Annotated in this window: 12 protein-coding genes; 1 reads left to right on the forward strand and 11 read right to left on the reverse strand. The window is 70.5% G+C overall.

The window, feature by feature from the left end; translation table 11 throughout:
* The 6 genes from GT354_RS54795 to rpsP all read right to left on the reverse strand — a co-directional run.
* Positions 1-269, reverse strand: a 269-nt coding sequence (locus GT354_RS54795; RefSeq protein WP_237535689.1) for a hypothetical protein, incomplete at its 3' end; no start/stop codon positions are given.
* Between the two features lie 65 nt (positions 270-334).
* Complete coding sequence (gene rplS, locus GT354_RS32110) at positions 335-694, reverse strand: 50S ribosomal protein L19 (protein ID WP_161359898.1); 360 nt, start codon at positions 692-694, stop codon at positions 335-337.
* A gap of 153 nt (positions 695-847) precedes the next feature.
* Positions 848-1,666 carry a tRNA (guanosine(37)-N1)-methyltransferase TrmD gene (trmD, locus tag GT354_RS32115; protein ID WP_161359899.1) on the reverse strand — a complete coding sequence of 273 codons (819 nt, stop codon included), beginning with the start codon at positions 1,664-1,666 and terminating at the stop codon, positions 848-850.
* Positions 1,663-2,328: a ribosome maturation factor RimM gene (rimM, locus tag GT354_RS32120; RefSeq protein WP_161359900.1), complete on the reverse strand. Its 666-nt coding sequence runs from the start codon at positions 2,326-2,328 to the stop codon at positions 1,663-1,665. The genes trmD and rimM overlap by 4 nt, the downstream gene beginning before the upstream one ends.
* A 161-nt stretch (positions 2,329-2,489) precedes the next feature.
* Positions 2,490-2,729: an RNA-binding protein gene (locus GT354_RS32125; protein ID WP_020553237.1), complete on the reverse strand. Its 240-nt coding sequence runs from the start codon at positions 2,727-2,729 to the stop codon at positions 2,490-2,492.
* A gap of 2 nt (positions 2,730-2,731) precedes the next feature.
* Entirely contained in the window at positions 2,732-3,199 is a 468-nt protein-coding gene (gene rpsP / locus GT354_RS32130) for a 30S ribosomal protein S16 (protein ID WP_161359901.1), read from the reverse strand.
* A gap of 257 nt (positions 3,200-3,456) precedes the next feature.
* On the opposite strand from rpsP, the gene GT354_RS32135 reads away from it, so the two are divergent.
* Positions 3,457-5,163 carry a proline--tRNA ligase gene (locus GT354_RS32135; protein WP_161359902.1) on the forward strand — a complete coding sequence of 569 codons (1,707 nt, stop codon included), beginning with the start codon at positions 3,457-3,459 and terminating at the stop codon, positions 5,161-5,163.
* A 97-nt stretch (positions 5,164-5,260) separates the two neighbouring features.
* Here GT354_RS32135 and GT354_RS32140 read toward each other — a convergent pair whose 3' ends face one another.
* The 5 genes from GT354_RS32140 to GT354_RS32160 form a co-directional block, all read right to left on the reverse strand.
* Entirely contained in the window at positions 5,261-5,794 is a 534-nt protein-coding gene (locus tag GT354_RS32140) for a Uma2 family endonuclease (RefSeq protein ID WP_161359903.1), read from the reverse strand.
* 82 nt (positions 5,795-5,876) lie between these two features.
* On the reverse strand, positions 5,877-7,595 hold the full coding sequence (locus GT354_RS32145; RefSeq protein WP_161359904.1) for an alkyl sulfatase dimerization domain-containing protein: 1,719 nt from the start codon (positions 7,593-7,595) through the stop codon (positions 5,877-5,879).
* A 26-nt stretch (positions 7,596-7,621) separates the two neighbouring features.
* Positions 7,622-8,173 carry a GNAT family protein gene (locus GT354_RS32150; RefSeq protein ID WP_346012275.1) on the reverse strand — a complete coding sequence of 184 codons (552 nt, stop codon included), beginning with the start codon at positions 8,171-8,173 and terminating at the stop codon, positions 7,622-7,624.
* Positions 8,174-8,263: 90 nt separating this feature from the next.
* On the reverse strand, positions 8,264-9,829 hold the full coding sequence (ffh, locus tag GT354_RS32155; protein ID WP_161359906.1) for a signal recognition particle protein: 1,566 nt from the start codon (positions 9,827-9,829) through the stop codon (positions 8,264-8,266).
* Positions 9,830-9,920: 91 nt separating this feature from the next.
* On the reverse strand, positions 9,921-11,188 hold a 1,268-nt coding region (locus tag GT354_RS32160; RefSeq protein WP_161359907.1), incomplete at its 5' end, for an ACT domain-containing protein.

Below are 11,188 nucleotides of genomic sequence, written 5' to 3' on the forward strand. Positions count from 1 at the left end.
ACGGCCGAGCCGCCCGGGTCCTTCCGGTCGCCGACCCGCCCCGAACCCGGCACCGAGGCACCCGAGTTCCCGACGGGGTCCGACGCGTCGTCGTCCCGCGTGCCCTCGGCGTCCCCCGCGTCACCGGCGCCGACCCCCACCCGTTCCGCGCCCCCGCGCGCCTGCCCCCGGACACGCGAAGGCCGCGCCTCCACGACCTCGGTGGACGAGGTACCGGCGGATTCCTCCGCCGTGGAGGCACGGCCTTCGTTCTGCTCTGCGTCGTCCATCGCGAACGAGCCTAGCGTCCGGGCCTGCCCGACATGGTCGAGGCACCCCGGATGGAACGTGCGGGTCAGCGGCCCGGACGGTCCGTGCGCTTCTCCTTGATCTTCGCGGCCTTGCCGCGCAGGTCACGCATGTAGTAGAGCTTCGCGCGACGCACGGCGCCGCGGCTGACGAGCTCGATCTTCTCGATCACCGGGGTGTGCACCGGGAACGTACGCTCCACGCCGACGCCGTAGCTGACCTTGCGAACCGTGAAGGTCTCGCGGACGCCGTCACCCTGGCGACGCAGGACGAAGCCCTGGAAGACCTGGACGCGGGACTTGTTGCCTTCGATGACTCGCACGTGCACCTTGAGGGTGTCACCGGCGCGGAAGTCCGGGACGTCGTCCCGCAGCGATGCTGCATCGATGTGGTCGAGCTTGTTCATCTCGCGTCGCTTTCTCGCAGGTGCCACAGGTCACCCACGACAATCGTGGTTGCAAGTAGGGGGTCGCCGCCCTGTTGTGGCGCTCCCCCTGTGGCAGGGGCGCCGTCCGGCTCCCGGGGAACCCGGTCCGGAACAGGACATGGCAACAGCGTCTCAGTCTGCCACAGGTCCCTCGGCCTGATGAAACCGGCCGTCCCGCTCGGTCCAGCCGAGCTCGGCGAGGGTGGCCCGATCCTTCTTGTCGACGCCCGCCGGATCGATGCGCCCGATCAGGTCGGGCCGGTGCGCGGCGGTCCTGCGCAGCGCCTCGTCCCGGCGCCAGCGGGCGATCGCGCCGTGGTTGCCGGACACCGTGATCGGCGGCACGTCGCGCTCACGCCACCGGGCCGGCTTGGTGTACACGGGCCCTTCCAGCAGGTTGGCCATCGCGCCGGGCGCGAACGAGTCGTCACGGTGCGACTCGGCGTTGCCCAGCACCCCGGGAAGCAGCCGCGCGAGTGCCTCGACCATGACGAGCACGGCGACCTCGCCGCCCGCGAGCACGTAGTCGCCGATCGAGACCTCGTCCACCCGCATCCGGGTGGACGCCTCGTCCAGCACGCGCCGGTCGATGCCCTCGTAGCGGGCGGGCGCGAACAACAGCCACGGCTCGTCGGCGAGTTCGACCGCGAGATCCTGGGTGAACGGGCGCCCGGACGGGGTCGGCACGATCATCCGCGGCACCGGCGCGGCCTCGGTCGCGCCCTGCTCCAGCACCGCGTCGAGCGCGAGCCCCCACGGTTCGGGCTTCATCACCATGCCGGGGCCGCCGCCGTACGGGCTGTCGTCGACGGTCTTGTGCACGTCGTACGTCCAGTCCCGCAACTGGTGCAGGTGCACGTCCAGGAGGCCCTTGGCGCACGCCTTGCCGACGAGCGAGACGTCGAGCGGCGCGAGGTACTCCGGAAAGATCGTGACGACGTCGATCCTCACGAGGAGGCGTCCTCTGCGGAGCCGCCCTCGCCCGAGACGGGGGCGTCCTTCCCGGGGCCGTCCTTCGCCGTGCCGCTCTTCGTGGGGCCGTCCTTCGCGGTCCGGTCCTTCGCGGGGCCGTCCTTGCTCTCGTCCACTGCCAGTTCCGCGTTCTCCGGATCGATCAGCCCCGGCGGCGGGGTGATCACGGCGCGCTGGTTCTCCAGGTCGATCTCGGGGACGATCTGCTCCACGAAGGGGATCATCACCTCGCGACCGTCGGGCCGGCGCACCAGGAACAGGTCCTGCGAGGGCAGGTGGACGACCTCGGCGAGCTCGCCGACGAGCGTGCCGTCGACGGTGACCACGTCGAGGCCGACGAGCTGGTGGTCGTAGTACTCGTCCGGGTCCTCGGGCAGCACCTCGGGGTCGATCTCCGCGATCAGGAGCGTGTTGCGCAGTGCCTCGGCGCCGCTGCGCGTGTTCACGCCCTCGATGGTGAGCAGCAGGCGCCCGCTGTGCACGCGGCCGTCCGCGATGGTCAGCGGGCCGGCCGACGGCGGATCCGTCATGAGTACCGCGCCCGGCGCGAGCCGCAGCTCGGGCTCGTCGGTACGGACCTCGACGGTCACCTGGCCCTTGATGCCGTGTGCCCGGCCGATACGGCCGACGACAAGCTGCACCTACGACTCCTCAGTCTTCTCGTGTTCGTCGGCTTCCCGGATCGCGGGAGGGGCCGTCGGCGGGCGCCGGTCGGAACCGTCCGGAACCCGGAAATGCCAAGAAGCTGCCCGGCGGATGAATCCGCCGGGCAGCTCCCGGTTGGACGTGATGTCCCGGTACGTCAGCGAACCTGGTCGACGTCGACGAGGTCGACGCGGACTCCCCGGCCGCCGAGCGCGGTCACGACGGTACGCAGCGCGCGTGCGGTGCGACCACCGCGGCCGATGACCTTCCCGAGGTCTTCGGGATGGACCCGAACCTCGAGAATGCGGCCGCGACGCAGATTGCGCGCCCGTACCTTGACCTCGTCCGGATGCTCGACGATGCCCTTGACCAAGTGTTCGAGGGCTTCCTCGAGCACCGTCAGCCCTCGTTAGCGGCGGTCTCGGCGGCGGCTTCGCCCTCGGCGGCCGGAGTCTCGGTCTCGGCGGGGGCCTCGACCTTCTTCTCCTTCTTGGCCTTCGGCGTGGTGGCGCCGTCCTTGGGCTCGTCCATCGCCTCGCGGGCGGCGGCCTCGAAGAGCGACTTCTTGTCGGCCTTCTCGGCGGCGACCAGGAGCGGGGCCGGAGCCGGCAGGCCCTTGTACTTCTGCCAGTCGCCGGTCAGCTTGAGGATGTGCGCGACCGGCTCGGTCGGCTGCGCGCCGACACCCAGCCAGTAGAGCGCACGGTCGGAGTCGACCTCGATGCGCGAGGGGTTCTCCATCGGGTGGTAGATCCCGATTTCCTCGATCGCCCGACCGTCACGCTTGGTGCGGGCGTCGGCGACGACGATGCGGTAGTGGGGCGAACGGATCTTGCCCAGGCGCTTCAGCTTGATCTTGACTGCCACGAGAGTGGTGTCTCCTGCATCTTGACGTGGGTGAACAGCCGGCGTTCACGTGGGGACATGAGGCACGGCTGATCGTGGACACGGTAAGCATGCGGAGAGAGGGTCCGGCAATGCCCCGGGTACTCAGCTGGCCATTCTGCCAGACTTCGCAGCCGCGACCAAAGCCGGGAGTCGAAGTCGGCCGGCGCGACGCCGCGCGGCTTTTAGAATGCAAGCCGCATCGCCCATCTCTCTAGTCGTTAGGTCGCCACGGTCTCATGCGTTGGTCCGAACTGTACGTACCCACCCTCCGCCAGGACCCCGCCGACGCCGACGCGGTCAGCCACCGTCTGCTCGTGCGCGCGGGTTACATCCGGCAGCTCATGGCCGGTCACTACTCGCTGCTGCCGCTCGCGGTGCGAGTGCGCGCGAAGGTCGTGCAGATCATTCGCGAGGAGATGAGCCGGATCGGCTCGCAGGAATGCATCCTGCCGACGATGCACCCGGCCGAGATCTGGCAGAAGAGCGGTCGTTGGGAGGTCATGGGCGACGAGATGTTCCGGCTCAAGGACCGCAAGGGCACGGATCTCGCGTTGGGCATGACCCACGAGGAGATCTTCACGACACTCGCGCAGGAGCTCAGCTCGTACCGCGATCTGCCGCAGCGGTGGTACCAGTTCCAGACCAAGTTCCGGGACGAGCCGCGGCCCAAGAGCGGTCTGATCCGGGTGCGCGAGTTCACCATGAAGGACTCGTACAGCTTCGACCTCGACGCCGAGGGCCTGGACGCGTCGTTCGAGGCGCACCGCCAGGCGTACGTGCGTATCTTCCAGCGGCTCGGCATCCCGGCGATCGCCGTGCAGGCGTCCAGCGGCACGATGGGCGGCAGCGGTTCGACCGAGTTCATGTGCCCGTCGGCGGCCGGCGAGGACCTCGTCGTGCACTGTCCGAACTGCGACTACGCGGCCAACGTCGAGAAGGCCACGTCGACCCTCTCGGTGATCGAGGACGCGGCCGGTCCCGCGGCCCCGGAGCGGTTCGACACCCCCGGCATCAAGACCATCGAGAGTCTGACCAAGGCCCACGACGTCGCCGCCGAACGCCAGATCAAGACCCTGGTGTACGTCGTGGCCGGGCAGATCACCCTGGTGCTGCTGCGCGGCGACCACGCCCTGGTCGAGCAGAAGCTGATCGACACCACGGGTTCGACGGACGTGCGCCCGGCCACGGCGGACGAGATCAAGGCCGCGCTGGGCGCCTACCCGGGCAGCCTGGGCGGCGTCGGCGTGAGCGACCTGCCGATCCTGGCCGACGAGGCGCTGCGCGGTCGCCGCGACATGGTCACCGGCGCGAACGTCGACAAGATGCACGTGCGCGGCGTCGACATCGCGCGCGACATCGCCGTGGGCACGTGGGCCGACCTGCGCGAGGTCGTGGCGGGCGAGCCGTGTCCCACCTGCGGAACGGCGCTGGAGGTCGAGCAGACCGTCGAGGTCGGCCACATCTTCAAGCTGGGCTACAAGTACACCTCGGTGCTCGGCGTCGACGTGCTCGGCGCGGACGGCGAGCGGATCACTCCGATCATGGGCAGCTACGGCATCGGCGTCGAGCGCGCGATGGCGGCCGTGGTCGAGACGCACCACGACAAGAACGGCATCGTGTGGCCGGTCGCCGTGGCCCCGTTCGAGGTCGCGGTCGCCCTCCTGGACGTCGACGACGAGAAGTCGCGCACCACGGCCGAGGGAATCTACGCCGAACTGCAGCGGCAGCGTGTGGACACGATCCTGGACGACCGCGCCGAGCGCCCGGGCGTGAAGTTCAAGGACATCGAACTGGTCGGCATCCCGTTCCGGGTCACCGTCGGCGCCCGCAGCCTGGCCGAGGGCAACGTGGAGATCGTCTCGCGCGCCACCGGCGACAAGGTCTTGATCCCGGTCTCCGAGGCGGTCGACTACGTCCGCGGGCTGGTCCTGGACGCGAGCTGACGAGCTGACCCACCCCCGTAAGCGCCCTCGCCGACCCGATCGGCGGGGGCGCTTCCTGCGGGGACCCACCCGTACCGAACCGGGCAGGCAGACCGACTCAGCCCAGGATGCCGGTGTCCAAGGTGAGGTCGAAGGGTGCCGGAATCCGCAGCGGATGGCCGAAGGGCACAGGGCCCACGACGGATCGATACATCCCGGCCGCCGGATCGGGGTCCAGGTACAGCACCGCGTGACGCTGGGTCCGGTCCACCAGGAGGTACAACGGGACTCGGCCCTTGGCGTAGATCTCGTACTTGTCCCCGGTGGCCAAGTCCTGCTTTCGCGTCGACGGCGACGTGATCTCGGCCATCAGTTCGGCGAGGTCGCCGGGCACCGGCACGACGTCGAGGTCGGCGCCGGCCGGCACCAGCGTCACGTCGGGTCGGGGCTCGCTGTCCAGGTTCGGGAAGGCCATCGAGGTGTCGAGCAACGGCACCAGCCCATGGACCGCGAGGGCCGAACCGAGCCGCCGGCCGATGAGATTGTGCATACCGGTACCGGACGGCGACACGATCAGCTTCCCCTGGACGATTTCTGAACGAAATTCCTCGTCCAGCTCCGCCTGGGCCCGGCGCAGCGCCTCGATCCCCATCGATCCTCCTAAGATCCGCCTCTCAAGCCTAACCGTGGCGAACCTCCCCCTCGGCAAGATCAGGTAGGCGAAATCCGCCGAATCAGCGCAGGGTCAGTTCCGTCGGCTTCTTCGGTTGCAGCGGCTCGAACAGGTCGAGCAGCCGGGCCGCCTCCTCCGGGGTTCCGCGGACCGCCCGCGCGTCCTCGCCCGCGAGCGCGCCGCGCAGGTCGGTGCGACCCAGGTGCAGCGACTCGACCGTCTCGCGCGGGAGTTCGAGCACCACCGCGGCATCGGCGGGGATCGCGCGCAGGAAGCGGGCCACGCCGCGGTGGATGTGCAGCGCGACCTCCTCGTCGCCGAGCACGCCACCGCGCACGCGCCAACCGAGCACCGCGTCCACGTCGAGCGCCTCCTCCGCGCGCAATCGCGTCGTGTACAGCTCCACCAGCCACGCCGCCGGGATCCGGGCGACCAGATCGCGCGGCGCGAAGACCGCCGCGAAGTTGATCAGCGGCAGGATGGGCTGGATCTTGTCCTCCAGTTCGTCCGCGCTCGTCAGGTACCAGTTGCGCCAGTTGACGTTGAGCTGGGCGTAGCCCAGCTGCCGGAAGGACGCGGCCTTGACCTCCCGCGCCGCGGTGTCGTCGCGGTCGATCCGGGTCAGGTGGGTGGCCAACTCCGCGGCCCACTGGTGTTCGCCCGCCGCGTAGGCGTCGCTCGCCGCCGTGAGCACCCGCTCGCGCCCGCCCATGAGTTCGACGGTGCGCCGGGCATACTCTGCTCGCGGCAGCGGGTCCAGGTCGACCGGATCGCCGCCGAACCAGCCCAGGTAGCCGAAGAAGATCTGCCGCACGGTGTGCTTGACCGTGCCGTAGTACTCGCGCGCGTACGGCGCGTACGACGCCAGGTGTTGCGGCAGTTCGATCGTCTCGGCCAACTCGTCGGGGGTCAGGCCCTCGTTCATCCGCCGCACGGTCTGGTCGTGGATGTACTGGATGCAGTCCCGCTCGACCGCCAACACCTCGGCGACCTTCTCCGGGCCGGACACCGGCTGCCCGTGACTGGGGATCAGGTGCTCGGCGCCGTACGCCCGCAGCGCGTCGATGCTGCGCACCCACTGCATCGGGTCGCGGTAGCGACAGCCGCGCAGGGTATGGATGTTGGGCAGGGTCGGGCCCTGGATCGTGTCGCCGCACAGGAGCACGTCGCTGTCCGGGAGGTACACGCTGATCGCGTCGTCGGTCTCGCCCGGGTTGTGGAACAGGCGCAGCCGCACACCCGCGACCACGGTGTCGAGCGATTCCCCCACGAGCACGGTGGGCATCACGAACGACGGTGTCCCCACGCCCGCGTGCGGTCCGACCGCGTCGTTGACGCCCTCGACGTCGCCGGGGCCGAGCAGGTTGCCGAGCGAGTACACCGAGCGCAGACCCATGATGTGCAGCGCGGGCCCCGACTGGTCGGTCAGGCTCGCCAGGAATGTCCGGTGCGCGTACACGTCGACGTCGGGCGTCGCCGCCCAATGGCTCAGTCCGTTCACGTGGTCGGGATGATGGTGCGTCACCACGACGGCCCGGACCGGGGATTTGGGGTCCCGCAGGTGCGGGCGCAGTTCCGCCTCGATCACCGCGGCCAGGTCCGCGCCGCTGCCGGTGTCCACGACCACCAGGCCGTCCGGGCCTTCGATCACCGTGGCGTTGGCCGACGACCAACCCACGGCGATATGGACGTGATCGGCCACCGTGTACACGCGCTTGTCGAAGTGCGCTGTGTGGGCGGCGAGTTCGGGGTGGACTGCAGGCACGACCTCGTACGTCATGGGCGGGCAGCCTGCCACGTCCGGCCCTACGAGGGAAGAATCTCCACCGCTCCTCGCCACTCCTCCGCGGTCAGCGCGAAGCGCTCGTGGTCTCGCCACGCCTCGTTGAGGAACAGCATCCGCGGCGTGTAGCCCTCGTGTCGAAAGCCCATCCGCCTGGCCAACGCGATCGAGACCTCGTTGTCCGGCTGGACGTTGATCTCCAGCCGGTGCAGGTCCAGGCCGTCGGGGGCGAACGCGCGATCGATCACCAGCGCGAGCGCCTCGGTCATCCGGCCGGTGCCCACGTACGGCTTGTACGCGTCGTAGCCCAGCGAGGCATTGCGGAACCGACCGTGCACGATGTTCGACGCGTTGATCCGTCCGGCGAGCCCGAGGTCGGCGGTGTCCACGACCAGGAAGGTGCGAAATCCCTCGCCCTGCAACCGGATCAGGTTGGGCAGGTCGTCCGGGTCGGACGGGTTCCAGCGCGCGATGTGGTCGGATCGGCGGATCGCGTCCGCCGACGCCTCGACGTCCGCGTGCGTCGGCGGCCGGACACCCACGCGAAAACCCGGCACGGTGTACAGGTCGCTCACTGGCATCTCCCGGTCGGATCGGCCTTGTTCAGGTGCGACCGCGCGTGTCGGCCCGCCGGCCGCCGGCGGCGCGACGGGCCCACGCGTGGGTCACTTCTGGCCCGGAGGCAGGAAGTTCTTGAACTCGTCGGGCAGTTCGAAGTCGGCCGCGCCGCCCGCGCCGGCGCCGCCGGGCAGGCCGAACGGGTTCGCGGCGCGTTCCTCGCGCTTGGCCGCCTCCGCCGCCGCCTCCTGCTTGCGCTTCATCGGGTTGCCGGACTGACGCTTGCCCTTGGCCTGCTTGGGCGCCTTGCCCTTCTTCTTGCCGGCGCCGCCCATGCCGGGCATCCCGGGCATGCCCGGCATGCCGCCGCCCTTGGCCATCTGGCCCATCATCTTGCGCGCCTCGACGAACCGCTCGATGAGGTTGTTGACCGCGTTGACCTCGCAGCCCGCGCCCTTGGCGATACGCGCGCGGCGCGAACCGTTGAGGATCTTCACGTCGGCGCGCTCGCCCGGCGTCATCGACTTGATGATCGCCGCGACCCGGTCGAGGTCGCGGTCGTCGATGTTGTCGATCTGTTCCTTCATCGCGCCCATGCCGGGCAGCATGCCGAGCAGCTTGGAGATCGAACCGAGCTTCTTGACCTGCTCCATCTGCTGGAGGAAGTCGTCGAGGGTGAAGTCCTTGCCGCCGCCCTGGAGCTTCTCGGCGGCCTTGAGCGCGACGTCCTGGTCGTACTTGGACTCGGCCATCTCGATCAGGCTGAGCATGTCGCCCATGCCCAGGATGCGCGATGCCATCCGGTCGGGGTGGAACGCGTCGAACTCGTCGAGCTTTTCGCCGCTGGACGCGAACATGATCTGCCGGCCGGTCACCTGCGCGACCGACAGGGCCGCGCCGCCGCGCGCGTCACCGTCGAGCTTGGACAGCACCACGCCGTCGAAGCCGACGCCGTCGAGGAACGCCTGCGCGGTGACGACCGCGTCCTGACCGATCATCGCGTCGACGACGAACAGGATCTCGTCGGGCTTGACCGCGTCGCGGATGTCCGCGGCCTGCTGCATCATCTCGGCGTCGATGCCCAGGCGACCGGCGGTGTCGACCACGACCACGTCGTACTGCTTGGTCTTGGCGTACTCGATCGAGTCGCGGGCGACCTTGACCGGGTCGCCGACGCCGTTGCCGGGCTCGGGCGCGAACACCGACACGCCGGCGCGTTGGGCGACCACGGAGAGCTGGTTGACCGCGTTGGGGCGCTGGAGGTCGCACGCCACGAGCAGCGGCGAGTGCTTCTGCTCCTTGAGCCACTTGCCGAGCTTGCCCGCCAGGGTCGTCTTGCCCGCGCCCTGGAGGCCGGCGAGCATGATCACCGTCGGGCCGGTCTTGGCGAAGCGCAGCCGCCGGGTCTCGCCGCCGAGGATCGTGACGAGTTCCTCGTTCACGATCTTGACGATCTGCTGGGCCGGGTTGAGCGCACCCGACACCTCTGCGCCGCGGGCGCGTTCCTTCACGCGTCCGATGAACTCGCGGACCACCGGGAGGGCTACATCGGCCTCCAGGAGGGCGACGCGGATCTCGCGCGCGGTGGCGTCGATGTCGGCTTCGGAGAGCCGCCCCTTGCCGCGAAGGTTCTTGAAGGTCGCTGCGAGGCGGTCGGAGAGAGTGTCGAACACGTCGGCAGAGGTCCTTCGTCAGATACGAGTGGTGTCGGGCCCAGCCTAACCGCCCGCCGGGGGATCCGGCGTGGGCACGCGTCCGGGGCGCTCACCCCAGCGCCTTTTCCAGTGCCTTGGCCAAGCCGCGCGCCTCGCCGGGAGCCAGCGGCCGCCCGTCCGGGGCGACCACGTAGAAGGCGTCCACGGCGTCGGCGCCGTGGGTGCCGACCCTGGCCTGGCGGACACTGACCCGGGCGTCGGCGAGGGCCTTGCCGATCCGGTGCAGCAGGCCCGGGCTGTCGTGCGCGCGTACTTCGAGCACGGTCGCCGTCTCGGACGCGTCCGGGACCACCTCCACCCGGGCGGGGGCGCGCGTGGTGCCGCGGCGCGGGGGATAGGCGTCCTCGCGCTTGGCCAACCGGGCGGCCACGTCCAGGCCGCCGGCCAGGGCCTTGCGTACGTCCTCGCGCAGCGCGGCGGGGTCGGGCAGTCGGCCGAACTCGGTCTCGACCGTCCACACGGTGACGGCGAGATCGCCCACGGTGTCGATCGCGGCCGAGCGCACGGTGAGCCGGTGCAGCGCGAGCACGCCCGCGGACAGTGCCATCAGGCCGACCCGGTCGGTGGTCGCGATGGTCACCTCGGCGCCGTAGGGCAGCGGTTCCAGGCGCACCACCGGCAGGGCGCCGGACACGTTCGGCGGGAGCACGCCGACGGACGCCGCCGGCGCGGGGCGGCCCGCGAACACCGCCCTGGTCCGGGCGACGAGGTCCCGGACCAGGGCGTCCCGCCAGTCGCTCCACGCGGCGGGTCCGGTGGCGGCGGCGTCGGCCTCGGTGAGCGCGTGGAGGAGTTCGAGGGTTTCCACGCTGCCCACCGCCTCGGCGAACGCCGTCGCGGTGGTCGGATCGTCCAGGTCGCGCCTGGTCGCGGTGTCCACCAGGAGCAGGTGGTGTCGCACGAGTGTGCCGAGTACGTCCACGTCGTCCTTGGCGAAGCCCATCCGCGTGGCCGCCTCGCGGGCGATCACCTCGCCGCTCACCGAGTGGTCGCCCGGCCAGCCCTTGCCGATGTCGTGCAGCAGGGCCGCGACGAGCAGCAGGTCGGGGCGGGCGACCCGGCGGGTGCGCCCGGCGGCCTCGACGACGGCCTCGATCAGGTGCCGGTCCACGGTGAAGCGGTGCACGGCGTTGCGCTGCGGGCGACAGCGCACCCGTTCCCAGTCCGGCAGCAGGCGGGTGATCAGCCGCTTGGACTCCAACGCCTCCCACACCGGCAACACGTCGCGGCCCGCGCCCAGCAGCGACACGAAGGCTTCGCGGGCGGCGGGCGGCCACGGGTCGGCGAGCGGCGGGCACTCGATCGCGAGCCGGTCCA

Source organism: Streptomyces sp. SID3343 (assembly GCF_009865215.1).
Lineage (GTDB): Bacteria > Actinomycetota > Actinomycetes > Streptomycetales > Streptomycetaceae > Embleya.

What these genes read in the sequence shown, in the direction of transcription:
- rplS (WP_161359898.1), bottom strand. Translation starts at nt 694, where the DNA reads ATGAACAAGCTCGACCACATCGATGCAGCATCGCTGCGGGACGACGTC.
- GT354_RS32135 (WP_161359902.1), top strand. Translation starts at nt 3,457, where the DNA reads ATGCGTTGGTCCGAACTGTACGTACCCACCCTCCGCCAGGACCCCGCC.
- GT354_RS32140 (WP_161359903.1), bottom strand. Translation starts at nt 5,794, where the DNA reads ATGGGGATCGAGGCGCTGCGCCGGGCCCAGGCGGAGCTGGACGAGGAA.
- GT354_RS32145 (WP_161359904.1), bottom strand. Translation starts at nt 7,595, where the DNA reads ATGACGTACGAGGTCGTGCCTGCAGTCCACCCCGAACTCGCCGCCCAC.